This is a genomic window from Vibrio sp. F13 (assembly GCF_020806305.2).
Lineage (GTDB): Bacteria > Pseudomonadota > Gammaproteobacteria > Enterobacterales > Vibrionaceae > Vibrio > Vibrio crassostreae_C.
Genome location: NZ_CP170175.1, coordinates 2,036,624 through 2,055,348, shown reverse-complemented (window position 1 = coordinate 2,055,348; position 18,725 = coordinate 2,036,624). Strand labels below are relative to the sequence as shown.

The 18,725-nt window shown below is 46.0% G+C and carries 16 protein-coding genes; 2 read left to right on the top strand and 14 right to left on the bottom strand.

Annotated elements, in window-relative coordinates:
* Positions 1-194: 194 nt before the first annotated feature.
* The 13 genes from LMH68_RS09385 to pilM form a co-directional block, all read right to left on the bottom strand.
* Positions 195-2,789, bottom strand: a complete 2,595-nt coding sequence (locus LMH68_RS09385; protein WP_229647425.1) for an ExeM/NucH family extracellular endonuclease — start codon at positions 2,787-2,789, stop codon at positions 195-197.
* A gap of 385 nt (positions 2,790-3,174) precedes the next feature.
* Positions 3,175-4,191 carry a tryptophan--tRNA ligase gene (trpS, locus tag LMH68_RS09380; RefSeq protein WP_016796005.1) on the bottom strand — a complete coding sequence of 339 codons (1,017 nt, stop codon included), beginning with the start codon at positions 4,189-4,191 and terminating at the stop codon, positions 3,175-3,177.
* A 150-nt stretch (positions 4,192-4,341) separates the two neighbouring features.
* Positions 4,342-5,028 (bottom strand): phosphoglycolate phosphatase, encoded by a 687-nt coding sequence (locus tag LMH68_RS09375; protein WP_017061120.1) that lies wholly within the window; start codon positions 5,026-5,028, stop codon positions 4,342-4,344.
* Between the two features lie 102 nt (positions 5,029-5,130).
* Entirely contained in the window at positions 5,131-5,805 is a 675-nt protein-coding gene (gene rpe, locus LMH68_RS09370; RefSeq protein ID WP_010435263.1) for a ribulose-phosphate 3-epimerase, read from the bottom strand.
* A gap of 200 nt (positions 5,806-6,005) precedes the next feature.
* Entirely contained in the window at positions 6,006-6,854 is an 849-nt protein-coding gene (locus tag LMH68_RS09365) for a Dam family site-specific DNA-(adenine-N6)-methyltransferase (RefSeq protein WP_017061122.1), read from the bottom strand.
* A gap of 69 nt (positions 6,855-6,923) precedes the next feature.
* Positions 6,924-8,441, bottom strand: a complete 1,518-nt coding sequence (locus tag LMH68_RS09360; protein ID WP_017068836.1) for an AAA family ATPase — start codon at positions 8,439-8,441, stop codon at positions 6,924-6,926.
* 79 nt (positions 8,442-8,520) lie between these two features.
* The gene (aroB, locus tag LMH68_RS09355) at positions 8,521-9,609 is read right to left on the bottom strand and encodes a 3-dehydroquinate synthase (protein ID WP_017061124.1); all 1,089 of its coding nucleotides are present in this window, start codon (positions 9,607-9,609) and stop codon (positions 8,521-8,523) included.
* A gap of 25 nt (positions 9,610-9,634) precedes the next feature.
* Positions 9,635-10,153, bottom strand: a complete 519-nt coding sequence (gene aroK / locus LMH68_RS09350; RefSeq protein ID WP_017061125.1) for a shikimate kinase AroK — start codon at positions 10,151-10,153, stop codon at positions 9,635-9,637.
* A 176-nt stretch (positions 10,154-10,329) separates the two neighbouring features.
* A complete protein-coding gene (locus LMH68_RS09345; RefSeq protein ID WP_032545762.1) occupies positions 10,330-12,048 on the bottom strand; it encodes a type IV pilus secretin PilQ in 1,719 nt (572 codons plus the stop codon).
* A 35-nt stretch (positions 12,049-12,083) separates the two neighbouring features.
* Positions 12,084-12,602: a pilus assembly protein PilP gene (locus LMH68_RS09340; RefSeq protein ID WP_017063694.1), complete on the bottom strand. Its 519-nt coding sequence runs from the start codon at positions 12,600-12,602 to the stop codon at positions 12,084-12,086.
* Positions 12,589-13,218: a type 4a pilus biogenesis protein PilO gene (locus tag LMH68_RS09335; protein WP_017061128.1), complete on the bottom strand. Its 630-nt coding sequence runs from the start codon at positions 13,216-13,218 to the stop codon at positions 12,589-12,591. The genes LMH68_RS09340 and LMH68_RS09335 overlap by 14 nt, the downstream gene beginning before the upstream one ends.
* Positions 13,211-13,810, bottom strand: coding sequence for a PilN domain-containing protein (locus LMH68_RS09330; protein WP_017061129.1), 600 nt, complete (start codon positions 13,808-13,810; stop codon positions 13,211-13,213). Before LMH68_RS09330 ends, LMH68_RS09335 begins: the two co-directional genes overlap by 8 nt.
* The gene (pilM, locus tag LMH68_RS09325; protein ID WP_017061130.1) at positions 13,794-14,819 is read right to left on the bottom strand and encodes a type IV pilus assembly protein PilM; all 1,026 of its coding nucleotides are present in this window, start codon (positions 14,817-14,819) and stop codon (positions 13,794-13,796) included. Before pilM ends, LMH68_RS09330 begins: the two co-directional genes overlap by 17 nt.
* A 151-nt stretch (positions 14,820-14,970) precedes the next feature.
* Here pilM and LMH68_RS09320 point away from each other — a divergent pair, with 151 nt between their 5' ends.
* Positions 14,971-17,532: a penicillin-binding protein 1A gene (locus LMH68_RS09320; protein ID WP_229647424.1), complete on the top strand. Its 2,562-nt coding sequence runs from the start codon at positions 14,971-14,973 to the stop codon at positions 17,530-17,532.
* A gap of 110 nt (positions 17,533-17,642) precedes the next feature.
* Here LMH68_RS09320 and oxyR read toward each other — a convergent pair whose 3' ends face one another.
* Positions 17,643-18,536, bottom strand: coding sequence for a DNA-binding transcriptional regulator OxyR (gene oxyR, locus LMH68_RS09315; protein WP_017061132.1), 894 nt, complete (start codon positions 18,534-18,536; stop codon positions 17,643-17,645).
* Between oxyR and LMH68_RS09310 the strand changes: the two genes are divergently transcribed.
* On the top strand, positions 18,535-18,714 hold the full coding sequence (locus tag LMH68_RS09310) for a hypothetical protein (RefSeq protein ID WP_229647423.1): 180 nt from the start codon (positions 18,535-18,537) through the stop codon (positions 18,712-18,714). The two genes, oxyR and LMH68_RS09310, sit on opposite strands and share 2 nt — an antisense overlap.
* Positions 18,715-18,725: the final 11 nt, after the last annotated feature.

Here is an 18,725-nt window from a genome sequence, read left to right as displayed (position 1 = left end):
AAATCGTTTGCTAAATACTAAAGGATTGGGAGATATAGGGGCGGTATTGTGCAATACCCATAGCGAAAGGCAAGTGGAAACTGCATTTCGCCAATAATTAAGGCCAACCTAAGTTGACCTTAATTGTTTACAGATAGCGTTAAGTTATCTGAATTGGCTTACTTGTATGGCAAGCCAATCTATTTGTGATTGAGCTACTTACGACGACGCCACATTGCTAAGCCAAATAGTGACATAAGAGCACCGAAGCCAAATGAACCGCCTACTCTTAGCTCAAGAACGGCAGGATCATGATCCGATGAACGGAAGTGATCTTGGTACTTAGGTAGGTCACCTTTGTACTCTTCGTTGTAGTCAAACAACGTCGACTCACCACCATTGATGTGCCAATCGGTAGCATCGACAACCCTATCTTTCAGGCTTTCGCTGATCAGCAGGTGGTCTAGAGCGCCAACTTCATCATTGTATGAGTAGCTCCAGCTGTCTGGGTGCTTTTGAGCCACAACATTGATATAACCGTAGTTCTTCGTAATCACCGCACCGCTATCACCAAACTGCTCAACACCATCAATGTAGGTATTACGAGCTGCTTTGATCTGCTTGCCGTATTTCTCTTCCGAGTAATCGGTTAGCACCAGCATTGGATCTTCCATGCCGTACGAGTTCATATCACCCAGGATCACTTTGTGACCTTTGATGCCATCGAGCGCTTCACCTAATGCAACCGCCGCAGCAACACGGAAGTTCTCACATGAACCTTGCTTATCGGCATCAACGCCGCCTTGGCCGCCCTGCTCAATCGGAGCAGCATCTTCCCAACACTTAGAGCCTTTCGATTTAAAGTGGTTGATCGCTACGGTGAGTTTCTCTTTGGTGCCTTTAACTTTAAAGGTTGGCGCCAATGAGTCACGTTGGTAGTTCTTACCGTCTTCAATCACCTTGCCTGAATCGTCTAACACCTCTGGTGCTTGTTGGCTTGGCATCGCGATAACACGGCTGTCTTTAAGCTTAACCACCTTCTTACGGTAGATAACACCGGTTGTGATTACATCGGTACCAATCGAGTCCATCTCGTCGGTTACGCCGTCTTCGTTCGAGTCGACAGCCACAAAGGTATAACGGTCTTTCTTACGCTCAATGCGATCATTCAGTTGGTTTACAAGTTGCTGAATGGCAGAGCCTTCACCAAAGCCATTGTTCTCAATTTCCATCAAGCCAATGATGTCTGCATCTAAGCGAAGAATCGCGTTCACAATCTTCTCTTGCTGCATCTCAAACTCAGTGATGGTGTTCGCGCCACGGTTATTGCCGTGCTGATTCGCGTCGCCACCAAATGGAGAGTTGAAGTAGTTCAATACGTTGAAGGTCGCAATACGTAGGTCGCCTTCATCCATGTCTGGTTTGTCGGTACGCGGATCGTTACGCACATAGTTTTCAGCCGAGATCTGGTTAGTCGCAATTAAACGGTACTCACCGTAGCTGTAAGTCAGCACGCCTTCTAGGCCAACAATGGTGTCATCAATGCGGATGTAATCTTCTGTTGAACCATCTTGGTCGATATCAGTGCGGCCAAAATCTGGGTAGAAAGGGACTTGTCCATCAGCCGCTTTTTGATCGGTTTCAACGAAAAGACGGCGGTCTGCGTTGTCTTCAGTTTGCTGCTTCGCTTCGTCAGATCCCGCGGCGAAAAGCTGGTTCGGCTGCATGTTAATACGCTCATGCGCCAGTACCATGTTGTTACGACGACCTGCGTAGTCATAACCAAAGGCACGCGTCACACGCATATCAAGTGCTTCGGTTGTTTTCACCAACATGCCTTCGTAGCGTTCAAGCGTTGCAGCGAAGTTCTCGTCACTGTCTAGCACTTCAATCGCCGTAGCTTCAGGTGCCTGCTGCTCGCCCTGTTTTAGCCATTGGTTGTTTTCTACTTTCAGCTGAGTGTGGCTGTAGTATTCTTGAACCTTGCCTTTCACACACACTACATCACCGGCTACTAGCTCTGAGCTCGACTGGTTGGTATGAATAAATAGACCCTCAGAAGTGCTTGAGTTGAAATCATCCTCAAGTGCTTGCAGGTAGAAGCCTTTAGTTAGGCCTGTTGTTACCGCACTTACCACACCTTTTACGAAATATTCATCGTCGGTGATGTACGGGTAGCCATCGATGAATGGCGATGTAGCGCCCTCACCTTGGATTTCTTGAATGGTGGTGAATACTGGGTCAGAGCCATCTTGTGTACAAGTGAACGCTTCTGGCAGTTCAACGCTGTCTAGTGAACCTAGGCCTTCAATGCTGTCTTTTGGTAGCGATACCCATTGTGAAGCATCAAACGTCGCAGAAGGTGTTTGTGTCGCACGAACCAAAGTAACATCTTTGCCCCAGTCCACATCGCCCATCAAACCAACAACATCATGTACCGAGCCGTCTGAATTCAAGATAGCCAGCGGGTCGTCACCATTATGATTGGCGATAGAGGCATTAATGATGTCAGCTTGAGCTTTAATCTCATCACTCGCACTAGAATGTGCGACCACGAGTACTTCACCGGGTGCTAAAACGTGTCCATCTAAAGGTAAAGTGGCACCCCATGATCCGTTGCCATTGGCAGATTTCGCCAATGAGTAACCATCTAAACTAATGCTGCTATCGCCACTATTGGCAATCTCAACCGCTTTGTTATAGCTGCCGCCTTCCACATATTGTGAAATAAACAAATCAGCGTGTGCGCTTGTAGTTAACAAGCTACCAATTGCCACTGCTAGCAATGAAGGTTTGTGTAAAAGAGCCATCCGTTTCACCTGAGTTCATCGAGTTATAGTCACTGCCATCTATGGGCAGTCATGTATTTTGTGGTAACTATCAGGTTTATTTATGAAAGGAATAAGTCAGTTGGCAAGAAAATGAGGAACTTATCACTTTGGAATCATCAATTGTTTGGCACGTTATATATTTCCAACATATATAGAAACGAGTGTGATTTTATAAAGCTTGAGGGTACCAAATAAGATCATCTGCACAGCATTACAGCTATGGATATGCTAGCTAAATACTGGGTAAATTATCAATTCAAACAAGGGGGTTTCGAGGAAGGCAAATGGAATGGGCATGAAAAAGCCCAAAGTAAACAACAGCTACTTTGGGCTCAAATTCTCAAGCGAGTTGTGTTAGTTCACCCTATGGGCGAGTAACAAAACCTACTGCTTCGTATGCTTTTTTCAGTGTCACTGCAGCACGTTCAGAGGCTTTTTCAGCACCGGCTTTCATTACTGCGTCCATGTAGGCACGGTCAGCACGGATACGGTGATATTCAGCTTGAATCGGCTCAAGCATCTCAACCAATGCTGCGCCTACGTCTTTCTTGAACGGACCGTACATTTCAACGCCTTGGTACTGCGCTTCGATCTCTTCGAACGTTTTACCTGTCGCTGCAGAGTACAGACCCATTAGGTTAGAGATACCCGCTTTGTTTTCCCAATCGTGAGCAATGCGTGGTGGTGTTTCTGCATCGGTTTGCGCTTTGTTGATCTTCTTGATGATCGACTTAGGTTCTTCTAGCAAAGTAATCACGTTCTTACGGTTGTCGTCTGACTTAGACATCTTCTTCGTCGCATCTTGCAGGCTCATTACACGTGCATTCACTGTTGGAATGTAAGGTTCTGGTACTTGGAAGATTGGCGTTTCAGGACCGTAGATGTTGTTGAAGCGAGTTGCGATATCACGCGCTAACTCTAAGTGTTGTTTCTGGTCGCTACCTACAGGCACTTGATGAGCACCGTAAAGCAGGATGTCTGCGGCCATCAACACTGGGTAGTCGTATAGGCCTACGTTTACGTCGTTTGAGTGACGTGCAGACTTATCTTTAAACTGAGTCATACGGCTCAGTTCACCCATTTGTGTGTAACAGTTAAGAAGCCAACCAAGTTGAGCATGCTCTGGTACGTGTGACTGAACAAATAGCGTGCTCTTCTTTGGATCAACACCGACAGCAAGACAGATTGCTAGTGCGTCTAGAGTCGCTTCATGCAGTGCTTTCGGGTCTTGGCGAACCGTAATTGCGTGAAGGTCTACAACACAGTATTGGCAATCGTAATCATCTTGCATCTGTTGCCATTGACGTAGAGCACCCAAGTAGTTACCGATACTTAGTTCACCAGATGGTTGAACACCACTCAATACGATGGGCTTGCTCATGGTTTTAATTCCTTTGCTTATTCGCTAAGTTTATTGAACGCTTAGCTTCTTAACTTAAATATAGAAAAGCCGCACAGCTCTTCTGTACGGCTCATCCAGTGTACTCATTGATAAGTATTTTGCTAGTAGGTTAGCTAACTTTTGTCCGCTTTATGCTGAAACTAGAACGACATCTAGTAATTGCGCGACGTTATCCGCGACATAGTCAGGGTTTGATGCTGAAATCGGCTCGCCGTGGTTATAACCGTAAGTCAGACCAAACGAGTGACAACCTGCATTCTTAGCCGCTTTAATGTCGTTGCTTGAATCGCCAACCATCAACATCTCTTCCGCTTTTACATTGTGCTTTTCTAGCAACCAGTTCAGAGCGACTGGGTTCGGTTTTTTCTCTGGGAAAGAGTCGCCACCCAACACATCAACAAAGTACTTATCAATACCGTGTTGCGCCAGTACGTCTGGTACAAACTTCGATGGCTTGTTGGTAACCAGCGCCATAGTGAAGCCGGCTTTATCCAGCTCAGCCAGCGTCTCTTTAACCGATGGGTAAAGGTGACTTAGCTTGTGACCGCCCTGCTCATAGAAATCATCAAACAGGATGCGCGCTTTTTTCAGGAGCTCTGGCTCAAGGCTTGGGTCAACCGTCAGGTTGCGGCTGAGTGAACGTCCGATAAGAACATCAGCACCATTACCTACGTAGTCGCGAACTTGTTCTTCGCTCACTGAAGGGAAGCCCAACTCCTGACAAGCTTGGTCAGCAGCAACGGCCAAATCAGGCACGCTGTCTAACAAGGTTCCATCCAAATCAAAGGCGATCAGTTTTATTGAGCTTAATGACATCTTACTTTCCTATTTATTATGTTCGTCTTATGAGTTGAGCTATAAGACGTAAAAAAGGGGCCAATGAGCCCCTTAATATTCAATCTATCTGTAGTTTTACGATTATGCGTTTACTTTTGCAAGCTCTGCACGCATCTCATCAATCACTTCTTTGTAATCTGGTTGATTGAAGATAGCTGAACCCGCAACGAACATATCTGCGCCCGCTTCTGCGATTTCACGGATGTTATCAACCTTCACGCCGCCATCAATCTCAAGGCGAATGTCACGGCCTGACTCATCAATCAGCTTACGAACAGCACGTAGTTTATCTAGCGTGTGCGGAATGAAAGATTGACCGCCGAAGCCTGGGTTCACAGACATCAGTAGAATCATGTCTACTTTGTCTAGGATGTAATCTAAGCAAGAAAGCGGCGTTGCAGGGTTAAGAACCACACCCGCTTTACAGCCGTGCTCTTTGATTAGCTGTAGAGTGCGATCGATGTGCTCTGAAGCTTCAACGTGGAAGGTAATCATTGATGCGCCGGCTTTAGCAAACTCAGGCACGATGCTGTCTACTGGCTTAACCATAAGGTGAACATCGATAGGAGCCGTAATACCGTAGTCGCGCAGCGCTTTACAGATAGGCGCGCCAAAAGTCAGGTTAGGTACGTAGTGGTTGTCCATCACATCGAAGTGCACAACATCAGCACCAGCTGCGAGTACTTTTTCTACGTCTTCACCAAGACGAGCAAAATCTGCAGACAAAATCGATGGAGCGATTAGAAAATCTTTCATACCAAACCTCTTAAGAGTGAGTAAATTGCGAATATCACCGCCTTGTGACATCTCATATACAAATACAAGACTCAATTCCAAGACTATTTGGTGTGCAATTCTACCTAAGCAACTAAGCAGATCCTAGCAGTTCGAAAGATTAGTTTATGAAAGTACCCGTTGGTCACTCAATTTAATGAGTTCGAGGGTTATGTTGGCCGCTACAATTCTTCTGAAGCGTGTTGCTGGTTTTTCTCTTTATGAAAAAGTGCCAGTAACTCATCGACTTTATTGCGCCCTGCGCCATTACGGCTAATGGTGCGCTTAACCTTGACCACGTTCAGTTCTGCACCATGGTATAAACGGCGCGTTAAGGTGGTGTCATGGTTTGAGATCAAGACAGGGATGCCTCGTTCCATCGCTGCTTTTTCAGCAACATCCGCCAGTGCAGCTTGGTCATCTAAGCTAAAGCCATTACCTGCGTAAGAGGTAAAGTTTGCCGTGTTCGACAGTGGTGCGTATGGAGGATCGCAGTAAACCACACAGCCTTTGCGCGCGCGGCTAAAGGTTTCATGGTATCCCTCACAGACGAAAGTGGCTTTTTTCGCTTTCTCGGCAAAAAATTCCAGCTCAGCTTCTGGGAAGTAAGGTTTTTTATAAGAACCAAATGGAACGTTAAAACCGCCCTTCTTGTTGTAACGACATAGGCCATTGAAGCCAAATCGGTTCATATACAAGAAAGCCAATGAACGATACATGACGTTATCTGTACCATTGAACTCAGCGCGAATATCTAAGAAGGCTTCTTTACGGTTGTTCTCAGGACAGAACCAGCGCTTCGCTTCCGTGATATAAGTTTCAGGATCGGTTTTAAGCAGGTTGTACAGGTTGATAAGATCGGGATTGATATCTGCAAGCAGGTACTGTTCAAAGTCAGTATTCAGAAATACTGAGCCGGCACCGACAAACGGTTCTACCAATTTACGAGCAGGTGGCAGGTGACGTTGGATGTCTTCAACTAGGCCATATTTACCACCAGCCCATTTTAGAAAGGCACGCTGCTTTTTCATTTACTGCTCTATCTATCAACTCAAAAATAAGGCTGCGGAATGTAACATATTTTGAGGCTAAGCTCAGGGTTATTTCGCACGTTCTATCTCTCGATGCACTTGATTCATCGATTTTGCCCAAGGTTCCAACTGTTGAAGGGGTTTTGATAACGCACTTACCGCGTCTCTCGCCACTTGAATCGTTGGGTAATCTTGATAAGTGATAATAAACCACTTGGTGTCGTTGCGAAGTGTTGGGTAAATACGAACCTTGTTCTCAAGGTCATACTCTTCAATGAAAGACTGTACGTCGTCCAATGAGGTCATCGCACTCAACTGCAAAGTATAAGCTCGCGGAGAGATAGCTTGTAACTCTTCGCGAGAAAATGAGAATGTAATTTTCTTAGTCGGTGGCGTGGACTGTGTTAGGTCTGTTGCTTCATCGGCTGAAGGCTGTGACTCCACTTTGTCTGCATCTGATTGCGAACTCACCGCGGCACCTGTGTTTTCTTCAACAGCAGCATCAATCGCACTGGTATCGGCACTTTCAGGTTTATCATCAAGCAAGGCATCAACCACATCAGAGGTGATTACGACACGCTGCTGATCTTGTTCGACTTCTCCAACACTCGCGGTATCTTCAACGACAGTCGGTGGCAAAGATGAGCTGTCGTCATCAGCACCTTGATAACTCATGTCAGCTTCGGCTTCAGAATCGTCCATTCCGTCGATTCCAGCTTGCTCGGTACCACTTTCCACTTCAAAAGTTGGGATAGCTGTCTGTTCAATCGGAGCGATAAGAGATTGCGCTTTATCGTCAGGGGTTGGTTGACTGAACATCCACCAATAACCACCACCAATTAAAATCAACAGCAAGGCCACCACAATCGCGATATTGATGGGTGAGCCAATAATTGAGCGAATAATAATCCTTTTTTCCACTTTCAATTCTCCTAAAGCCATTAACTCACCGGGCAGAGGTTGCGCTTTATTAAACGCACGTCGCACGCAAGTTTCAGACTCATCATCAACATATCGAATCACCAGTGATTCAAAGAAATGTTCAGCTTCTGGTTGCGAAAGGTCATCGATCTCAAGATCGATAGGTTTGTGTTGTTGACCGTAGCTCAAACGCGTTAATAACGTATCTAAGTGGCCAGGTTCCGAGAAGAGAACGATATTGATCGTCCATTGAGGGTTTGATTGAGCTTCCAGTACCAACATCCATAATTCGGATACCAATAGCTCAGAAAGTCGTTGGGCATCATCAACGACGATAACCACATTACACGGTTCTCCATCCAGTAACCTTGTTAGGCTATCCGATAAAGAATCATGTTGATTAAACAGGGGATCAGAAACAATTTGGCTAAGAATGAGCGCACGGCGTTGTTGATCGTCTTGGCTTGGATGACAAAGCAGTAAACACTGATTTTTTTCTGTCGACCATGCTTCAAGATAACGCTGAGCCAACCAAGATCGGCCAGAGCCAGCTTTGCCCGCCACCGTCACAAGGTTTGAACCAAAGTTAGTCAAAAGCTGTAAGCGCTCTAGCAGCTCAACTTGAGATTCTAACTCTAATACTCTTAATTCATGAGCCAAACTCATTGGGGATCCCTACTGATAAGATCGATCAGTAAAACGCTTCAGTTGCCTAGAGTTTAGCTAGGCAACCTCACAACCAAATTTAAAGAGTACGGCAGAAATCGATCGCTTGTTTAATGATGTCTTGAGGCACATCAGCAACCACTTCAGCAGTACCAATACTTGTTGGTAATACCAAACGCAACTGACCAGACAGCACTTTTTTATCGCGCATCATGTGCTTCATAAAGTCTTCAAAAGACATGCTTTCTGGCGTATGGATTGGTAGTTTCGCATTCTTGAGTATAGAAATAATTCGCTCAAGTTGCTGCTGAGAGATCAGTCCCTGTAATTGAGCTGTTTTAGCTGCCATTACAGTGCCTGACGACACAGCTTCACCATGTAGCCAATTACCATAGCCTAGTTCTGCTTCAATCGCATGACCAAATGTATGACCTAGGTTCAATAACGCTCTGATTCCTGACTCTTTTTCATCTAGAGCCACCACTTCAGCCTTAATTGCACAACAACGAGCAATCGCGGTAATCAGTGCTTCTTCATCAAGTTGATAAAGTTTCTCTAGATTCTGCTCCAACCAATCAAAGAAGGCTTCATCGTAAATGATGCCGTATTTGATCACCTCAGCAATGCCCGCTGCAAACTCACGCTCTGGAAGCGTTGATAAACAGTTGGTATCGATGATCACAGATTTCGGTTGGTAAAAAGCGCCGATCATATTCTTACCAAGAGGATGGTTTACTGCGGTTTTACCACCAACAGAAGAGTCCACTTGAGAAAGAAGGGTCGTCGGGATTTGAATGAAATCAATACCGCGCTGGTAACAAGAGGCAGCAAAACCGACCAAGTCACCGATAACACCACCTCCTAAAGCAATCACCACCACATCGCGGCTGTAATTTCCTTCAAGCATGTAGCTCATCACTGAATTGAACGTTTCAAGGGTTTTGTACTGTTCACCGTCTGGCAGCTCGAGAAGAGATGTCTGACAGCCGACTTGATCCAATAGCGATAAAATTTTATCAGCATAAAGAGGCGCTACTGTCACATTACTGATAACAACAACTTTCTGCTTACCTGATAAAAAAGAAAGGTACGCCGGGTCTTCAAATAACCCGGCGCCAATAGAGATAGGGTAGCTACGCTCAGCTAGATTGACCGTAATCCGTTCCATGGGTTTGCTCTCCGAAAAAATGAACTTAACGTTCTTCTAGCATTTTTACGATCTGGTTGGCTACCACTTTTGCACTTTGGTCGTCAGTACGAACTGTGTAGTCCGCCACTTCTTCGTATAGTGCGTTGCGAGATACAGCTAGATCTTCTAGCACATCACGCGGGTTGTCTGTTTGAAGTAGAGGGCGTTTCTTGTCGCGGTTAGTGCGAGCAAGTTGCTTTTCAATTGTTGTCTCTAGGTATACAACAATGCCTCGTGCAGATAGACGGTTACGGTTTTCTTTGCTCAACACTGAACCACCACCTGTCGCAAGAACAATACCTTGTTCTTCTGTCAGATCATTGATTACAGATTCTTCGCGCTTACGGAAACCTTCTTCGCCCTCAACATCAAAAACCCATGCGATGTCTGCGCCAGTGCGCTCTTCGATCACAGTGTCAGAGTCTAGAAACTCCATATGAAGTTGGGAAGCTAGGTGTCTACCAATTGTACTTTTGCCGGCGCCCATTGGGCCAACAAGAAAAATATTGCGTTTCTCAGCCATGTTTTTAGCAGTAATTTACAACGTTAATTCAATGACATCGCCACAAGGTAGGTCAGTACAAGTACTGAAATTAAAAGGCCCGTGGCACCGATTCCTCACAGATAATTCGTGATAAGACCCGAAATTATCAAGGTTAGGTGCCACTAATGCAACTTTATTTTTAATCTAATTGTTCATTACTGAATCACAACTTTGGGTGTGACAAAAATAAGTAGTTCACTTTTACCCACATTTTCATAGCTGCGACGGAACAATGCGCCCAAAACTGGCAGGTCCCCCAACAGAGGAACTTTATCCACTGTACTGCTCACGCTGTGCTGAAATATCCCGCCAAGCACGACAGTTTCACCATTATTAACAAGCACTTGCGTACCTATTCTTTGCGTATCAATGGCGACCGCTTCACCGGTTCCAGTTTTTACCACTTGCCCTGGCCTATCTTGAGTCACGCTCAAATCCAATACCAAACGATTGTCGGGTGTGATCTGCGGTGTCACCTTAAGACTCAACACGGCTTTCTTAAATGCAACCGACGTAGCGCCACTTGAAGATGACTCTAAGTAAGGAATTTCAGTACCTTGCTCAATATAAGCCGGCTTTTTATTGGTGGTGATTAAGCGTGGACTAGAAATGATTTCAGCTTTTGACTCTTGTTGCAGTGCCGACAGTTCAAGATCGAGTAAGGTATCTGAACCCAGTTTGGCCACCTGAAACGCAATACTCGAGGCGTTCGGCGATGTTGCCCCTAAATTGACGTTGAGATAGTCATCAATCACGCTGCTGCCGCTATCGTCGTCATACGGCGTAATCGCTGATGGGTGGTTACCTTCGATTGAGCCACCAACGGTGAAGCTTCCGTTGGTTGAGGAAACGCCCCAGCGCACGCCAAGCTCATCAAGATTACCCTCAGTAACCGTGACAATACGCGCCTCTATCTGTACCTGCTTCACGGGAATGTCTAACGATTCAATGATGCCTCGGATCACGGCAATGTTTTCTTCCAATTCACGAATGAGCAGTGAGTTGGTGCGCTCATCAATGGTAATCGAACCACGATCGGACAACATGCTGACCGCACCTTCACCTCCAATCATGTCAGCGATGTCGGTGGCTTTAGCAAAGTTAATCTTGATGATTTCCGATTTAAGCTCCCCTAACTCCTCTTCTAAGCGCGATTTCTCTAACGCTTGTTGCTCTCGAAGGTCGAGCTCCGCTTTCGGCGCGACCAAGATAACATTGCCATCAACACGCTTATCCAAGCCTTTAACTTGCAAGATAATGTCGAGAACTTGCTGCCAAGGTACGCCATCTAAGCGTAACGTCAGGTTTCCGGCTACCGAATCAGACACCACGAGATTGAAGTCGTTGTAATCGGCAATCAGTTGCAGGACATTTCGTACCGGGATATCCTGGAAGTTAATCGATATCAGCTTGCCCTCTTTCTCTAGAACGCTTTTTTCTTTGGTCGCTTCATCGAGCACCGGTTTGCTGATCACGACCTCAATAAAGCGCCCCTTTAGGTTGTATTCATACTGATAGTCATTGCTAATCGTCGCTAGAAGCCGAGTGCTTGGTGTCTCTTTATAGACTTCAATGCCTTCAACCAAGGTAGCGAAATCCTTCACATCCAGCAGGTAGAGCTTGTCATCATCAACTTGAGTATTGATTAGCTCGATACTTAACCCTTCCTGAGCTCGTTGAACATCCACCACTGCTGTGCTGGTCGCCAGCTCAATAATGATGACGGCGTCTTTATCCTTATTGACCCTAAAATCAATATTCTCCAATTTGTTCGGTAAGCTCTCGGCATGGCTGAGCACGCTAACAACCAACATCACAGACACAGCAAAACCTTGTAGAGCCTTGCTCACTAATCCACTTATTCCTTTAATCATATTTACATCTCATATCCACATCATGTGACATTGGTTTACTTCAGAGCCAGCCTAACGTTGCGCTTATGCCAACAACCTAAGCCATCTGGAAGAGTTTCATTAATCTGAACGTATTGGCTCGTCACCTTAGTAACTCGGCCATTGTTTAAGCCGATAAACTGGCCTTTCTTGACGTTTACCACGTTGCCTTTGGGTGTTTGCACTAAGCCAAACACGCTTGAGCCACTGCCCATCACGCCTCTTAAACGAAGCTTACTCAGCGGGTACTTCTCTAACTTGCCATTACGAGAACGGGCGCTGGGTTGCCAACAGTCTTTCTTAACCAAGGGTTGGTTTTGCACAATGGCTTCTTTAGGCAGTTCAAAGGGAGGACGCAAAGATCGGCGCTGATAAGTCGCCGCCGTGAATTCAGTTGCTGGGACAAGTTGCTCGACATCTTTTCTCGCCTTGGCTTCAACCTGCGCCACAAAATCTTGCAGTGAGTCTTGATTAGCTTTGCAGCCTGACAACGCAAGCATCAATACGATTGAGTAAAACGCGCTATTGGGTTTCATCATTAACCTCCGATTTAAACTGGTAGGTATAAGCTCGAACCCTAAAGTGCAGCGTGCTACTTTCTTGACTGACTCGCTGCCAATTCACATCATCAAAGCTAATAATACGCGGCAGCTTGGCGATGGCAGCAGAGAAGTCACCAATCTCGTGATAGTCACCTGTCAGCTCTATATTGAGAGGCAATCGATAGAGAAACTCCTTATTCTGCTTTTGCCCCCAATCGATTCGTGTGAAGGTCAGCGAGTTATCCAAGCCGAGCTCATTCACGGAGGCCAACATGCTCGCTAACTCCTTTTGAACGGGCAGCTGCTCTAATAGATAATCGTAGCGACTAGTTAGCTCATCCAACTGGCTCTGCAACTTAGGCAAGGCTGCAACCTTATTCGCCTTTATCCTCAAGGTCGTTTTTAAGGTCTGCTCCTGTTGCTTCATCTGTTTCAGTTCCTCGTCGAGCGGCAGCAGATACAGCCAAGTGCCAACACCTTGGATTAACACCATCAACACCAGAATCACGAGAAGCTGAGGCAACAATGGCCATTCGGTGATCTCATCAACATCGAGATCTTGCAAGCTCATCCTGTTTTGCCTACTAATCCTATTTTGAAGGTTAGCCATGATGCGCCCCCTTATCTTTTCTGCTCGCGGTTGTGTTTTCTAAAGACACAGGGCTAAACACAAAAGAGACCTTGAAGGTCTGAAACTCTTTATTGAAGCGCTTGCGGTTATGAACGATAGAGTGCATCTCGACCCCTTTCAAAGAATCTGAACGTTCGAGGTTGTCCAACATGGTGGCGAGACGAGCAGTGCTGTCGCTGATGCCCGACATTTCAATCTCCTGACCATTCATCTTTATCTTGTCGACATAGACACCCTCTGGAATCAGCTCCGGCATCAAGTTCATGAAGTCGGTGGTCTTATTACGGCCAAGCTGCAGCGACTCAACCACATCAAGTCGAGTCAGAATGGCTTTGTGTTCTTGCTCTGCGACTTTTAACGACTGAATTTGTCGGTCGAGCTCAGCAATGTACTGATTGAGGTAATTGAGGCGAGCTTGCTGCTTGGCTTGTTGATCGTGAAAATAGTGACCAACCGCCCATTGCCCTATAAGCGCAATGATGACGCCAAGAATGACCAGATGGATAAAACGCTTCTTGTGCTGAGCACGAATCTCATCACGCCACGGCAGCAGGTTAATTTGATGCAACATGCTTCTCTCCCTGCCACTTGAGCCCACTCATCGCCATACCCGCCGCGATACCAAAGTGTTGCCAGTCAATCGGCAGTCGGCGTCTCTTGGCGACCTTATTCTCAAATAAAGACAAAGGATTCAATGACTCGCAGCTCAACTGAAAATGGCGTTCTAGCTCTTCGGTTACCATAGGGATGCTGGCGCCCTCGCCCATCAACCAAATCCCTGAGATAGGTTGCTGCGCATTTCCCGATGAATAGAGCTGCAATTGACGCTTGAGCTTCTCAATCAGGTTAACAATGAATTGATGTGTCTCTTCCATAGTACCGAACACGCTCTCGATATCACTCGGGTCATCTGAGCTGCGAAGATCTTGAGTGCCAAAGGCGATGTCTTTATAGAAAGGCGCCGAATTCTGCGGGATAACCCCTAGCGAGGTTTGGTCGATTCCAACATCCACTAGCAACCAGTTTTTCTTATCGGGATACAGGCGCGAGGCCAATTGCCAGATATTAAGTAGCCCATGCGCCTGTGTATCCACCACCACAGGTTTGAAGCCAGCCTTGGTTAATGCATCCGCTCGGCTATCCACAACTTCTTTACGAGTGGCGTATACCTGATAACTGCTTGTCGAACCTTTACCAAATCGTTTGTCTTCCAGCTTTACAAAATCTAAACTCAGCTCCTCGATAGGAAAGGGAGATTGATGGGCGAAGGTTTGATAGATAGAAAACTCTTTTTCTCTGTCTTCTAACTCACTCTCTATTTGCAGTACTTTGCTGATCACCGTGTTATCAGGTACCGAAATGGCGACGTTGCGACAGCCAAAAGGCAGTCCTTTCCTAAGTTCTTTAAGTTTCTTAACAGTTTTCTGATACTCCAAAGTATGGTTAGCTGTAAAAATGTCGTCCGAAATCGGCAGCTCTTTGTATCCCACTAGGGCATACAACTCCCCCACGGGTTTTAGTACCACGGCTTTGATGCTGTGATGATTTATATCTATACCTGTAATTAATGATGAACCCATGTGACCTAGCTCCTGAAGTGCCAAGCATTTCGTTGATTATCTAGGGGTTGTGATTATTAGTTAAATAAGCGTTAATAAACGAAAGCTAAGTTTTTAGCCTAGAGTACAAGGGTTTGCTGCTTATCAGCCTTAACTAATCAGGGATTATCCGGTGAAGTTCATAAAGCGATTATTCATATTTACATTGATTTGCATGATTCTTGGAGTCAGTACAATTTTCGGGTTTTATTTTTACGTAAAACCAGAGTTGCCTGATGTTGCCACTTTGCGCGACGTAGAACTCCAAACGCCGATGCAAGTCTTCAGTCAAGACGGTAAGCTGATCTCTCAATTTGGTGAAAAGCGTCGTAATCCAGTCACTTATGACGAGATTCCTCGCCACTTAGTTGAGGCTCTGATTGCCACCGAAGATAGCCGTTTCTATGAACACCCAGGTATTGACCCAATCGGTATCACACGTGCAGCACTCGTGGTTGCAATGTCGGGTTCAGCCAAACAAGGTGCTAGTACCATTACTCAGCAGCTTGCGCGTAACTTCTTCTTATCTAATGAGAAAAAGATTATGCGTAAGATCAAAGAGATCTTCATTGCGATCCACATTGAGCAACTTCTTAGTAAAGAAGAGATCATGGAGCTTTACGTCAACAAGATCTTCCTTGGTCACCGTTCGTATGGTTTTGGCGCGGCAGCACGTGTTTACTTCGGTAAAGATCTTCCTGATCTCACGCTGAGTGAAATTGCGACCCTTGCGGGTATGCCAAAAGCACCTTCGACAATGAACCCTATTTACTCTGTTGAGCGCGCGACTAACCGTCGTAACGTTGTATTGCGTCGTATGTTAGACGAGAAATACATCACTCAAGCAGAGTTCGATGACGCTCGTAGCGAAGAGCTTATCTCGAAATACCACGGTGCAGAGATCGAACTGAGCGCGCCATATGTTGCTGAAGTTGCACGTGCTTGGATGGTGGAACGCTATGGTGAAGAAGCTTATACATCAGGCATGAAGGTCTACACGACCGTTGATTCGAAACTGCAAAAAGCAGCGAACCAAGCCGCAATTAAGAACCTACTTGGCTACGATGAGCGTCACGGCTACCGTGGTGCTGAAAAAGTATTGTGGCAGACTGCGCAATCAGCGTGGGATCAAGAACAAATCGTTAAACACCTTAAGTCTCAACCAACCTATGGTGACCTAGTCCCTGCTGTTGTTACCGCGGTTGATTCGAAAAGTGCTCAAATTTGGGTTAAGAACCAAGGTGAAGGCACTATCGAATGGCAAGGCATGAACTGGGCGCGTAAATTCCTAACGGATAACCGCCAAGGACCAGCGCCTTCTCAAGCGAAAGAAATTCTGGCGGTTGGTGAACAAATCTGGGTTCGCCATGAAGCCGTTACCGGCGATGAAGTCTCTGAAGAGCCGACAGAAGAGTCAGCGACTGCAGAATCAGAAACACCGATTGTATGGCGACTAAGCCAAGTACCGAATGCGAACACAGCATTTGTTGCAATGAACCCGAACAACGGCGCGGTATTGTCGATGGTCGGTGGCTTTAACTTTGTCCACAACAAGTTCAACCGTGCAACGCAATCTATTCGTCAGGTGGGTTCTGGTATCAAACCCTTTATCTACTCAGCAGCGATTGAGAAAGGCTTAACGCTAGCCTCACTGATCAACGATGCACCGATTAACCAATGGGATAAGAGCCAAGGTACCGCATGGCGACCAAAGAACTCGCCACCGACTTACGTGGGTCCAACTCGTTTACGTATTGGCTTAGCTCAGTCTAAAAACGTAATGGCGGTACGTGTACTGCGCGAAGTAGGCCTAGATGATACTCGTAACTACCTAACTCGATTTGGTTTTGATATTGACGAAGTGCCTCGTTCAGAGACCATTGCTCTGGGTGCGGGTAGCTTAACGCCAATGAAAGTAGCTCAAGGTTACTCAGTATTCGCTAATGGCGGCTACTACGTTGAACCTTTCTACATCAGTCGCATTGAGACACCATTTGGTGAGACTGAATTTGAAGCGACACCAAAAGTGGTTTGTAAAGACGATTGCCAACAGAAAATGACCTCAGACCCAATGGCTGATGAGTTTGCAGAGCAAGATGTGGATGCCAAAGTACAATACGCACCTCAAGTTATCTCTGAACAGAACGCATTCCTTGTTCGTGAAATGATGTACAGCAACATCTGGGGTGGCGGTGATTGGAGCGCTGGCACTGGTTGGAACGGTACTGGTTGGCGTGCACAACCGTTGAAGCGTCGTGACATTGGCGGAAAAACGGGTACCACCAACGATTCTAAAGATACTTGGTACAGCGGCTACGGCCCTGGCATGGTGGCTACGGTATGGGTTGGTTTTGATAACCACAACCGAAACCTAGGCCGTACTAAAGCGAACTCGAACCTTGGTAAAAATCAGATTACTGGTGCAGAAGCTGGCGCGAAAACAGCAGAACCTGCATGGGTTGATTTTATGGGTACGGCGTTAGCGGGTGTTCCTGCTGAGCGTAAAGAAATTCCGGAGAACATCGTCCGTGTTCGAATCGACCGTGAAACTGGCTTACTGACCAACAAGTTCGATAGCTCATCAATGTTCGAGTACTTCGAGAAAGGCACAGAGCCAACCGAGTACATCACTGAACGTTTCAATGATGACATCTACTCAACCTCATCAGGTGAAGCAGTAGAAGAACTGTTCTAACTAAGGTTTGTAGAACCTAGTAACATGAACCAACAAAAAGGGTTGATATGCATTCATATCAACCCTTTTTTATATCTATATCTGACCAGACTAGGCTCTAAATTCAAGCGCTAAGCCGTCTTCTCCAGTTGAGTTCGGATAGTCTCAGCCAATTGCTCGAAACGTCCCTTCAATGGAGAACCCGGACGGTAAGCCACGACAATTCTACGTGAAGGCGTTGGATTCACCGCAGGTACGTAACACACACCGTCTTTCTGCTTCTCTTTCGGCACCGATAACTGAGGAAGCAAGGTAATACCCGCCCCCGCCGCAACCATGTTACGCAGCGTTTCTAAGCTAGTCGCCTTAAAGCGCTCATCATCTTTGGCGCCCGCAGCAAAACAGAAACCCAAGGCTTGGTCTCTTAAACAGTGACCGTCACCTAGCGCCAGTACGGTTTGTCCATTTAGCTGCAGCATATCGACAGTGTCTTGCTGAGCCCACTCGTGGTCACATGGAACGGCAACACTTAACGGCTCGTCATACACATCGATCTCTTTGAACACCGCCGTTTCATCAACCGCAGCCAGTACTAAGCAATCAAGCTTGCCATCTTCAAGTTGGCTCACTAACTGATGGGTCTGAGCTTCATGCAGGTAAAGCTCAAGATCTGGGAAGCTCTCTTTTAGATGAGGAACAATCTTAGGCAAGATGTAAGGACCCACGGTTGGAATAAAACCAATGTGCATTGGCCCCGTCATCGCTTCACCGTGTCCACTCGCCATATCTTTAAAAGTTTTCACTTCATTGAGAATACGCTTGGCTTGTTCAACAAGTTGTAACCCTGATTCTGTAAATATCACCTTCCTTGGACTACGCTCGGTTAACTGAAGTCCAATTTCATCTTCGAGTTTGCGTATTTGACCGCTTAGTGTCGGCTGACTGACAAAGCACGCTTCTGCCGCTTTTCGGAAGTGTTTATGCTCTGCGAGCGCCACCAAGTATTCAAAGTCACGAATGTTCATGCTCAGTCTCTTACCTCAGGTTTTAATAAGAACAAGGGTTCTAATAGAAACATTTAAAAGAAAAATGCTCTTGATAGAATTTACCTATCAAAACCATAACATCAAACGATTAGAGCTATCAAAGGATTTATCTAATAATGGGCTCAACGAAACGAAACAGAGCGAAGAAAAACGTTAAGCTCTGATAGA

Coding starts and splice junctions, on each gene's coding strand:
- aroK (WP_017061125.1), bottom strand. CDS start 10,153: ATGGCTGAGAAACGCAATATTTTTCTTGTTGGCCCAATGGGCGCCGGC.
- LMH68_RS09360 (WP_017068836.1), bottom strand. CDS start 8,441: ATGAGTTTGGCTCATGAATTAAGAGTATTAGAGTTAGAATCTCAAGTT.
- pilM (WP_017061130.1), bottom strand. CDS start 14,819: ATGGGTTCATCATTAATTACAGGTATAGATATAAATCATCACAGCATC.
- LMH68_RS09310 (WP_229647423.1), top strand. CDS start 18,535: ATGCTCAGTCTCTTACCTCAGGTTTTAATAAGAACAAGGGTTCTAATA.
- LMH68_RS09375 (WP_017061120.1), bottom strand. CDS start 5,028: ATGTCATTAAGCTCAATAAAACTGATCGCCTTTGATTTGGATGGAACC.
- LMH68_RS09330 (WP_017061129.1), bottom strand. CDS start 13,810: ATGTTGCATCAAATTAACCTGCTGCCGTGGCGTGATGAGATTCGTGCT.
- aroB (WP_017061124.1), bottom strand. CDS start 9,609: ATGGAACGGATTACGGTCAATCTAGCTGAGCGTAGCTACCCTATCTCT.
- rpe (WP_010435263.1), bottom strand. CDS start 5,805: ATGAAAGATTTTCTAATCGCTCCATCGATTTTGTCTGCAGATTTTGCT.
- LMH68_RS09340 (WP_017063694.1), bottom strand. CDS start 12,602: ATGAAACCCAATAGCGCGTTTTACTCAATCGTATTGATGCTTGCGTTG.
- LMH68_RS09335 (WP_017061128.1), bottom strand. CDS start 13,218: ATGGCTAACCTTCAAAATAGGATTAGTAGGCAAAACAGGATGAGCTTG.
- oxyR (WP_017061132.1), bottom strand. CDS start 18,536: ATGAACATTCGTGACTTTGAATACTTGGTGGCGCTCGCAGAGCATAAA.
- LMH68_RS09345 (WP_032545762.1), bottom strand. CDS start 12,048: ATGATTAAAGGAATAAGTGGATTAGTGAGCAAGGCTCTACAAGGTTTT.
- LMH68_RS09385 (WP_229647425.1), bottom strand. CDS start 2,789: ATGGCTCTTTTACACAAACCTTCATTGCTAGCAGTGGCAATTGGTAGC.
- LMH68_RS09365 (WP_017061122.1), bottom strand. CDS start 6,854: ATGAAAAAGCAGCGTGCCTTTCTAAAATGGGCTGGTGGTAAATATGGC.
- trpS (WP_016796005.1), bottom strand. CDS start 4,191: ATGAGCAAGCCCATCGTATTGAGTGGTGTTCAACCATCTGGTGAACTA.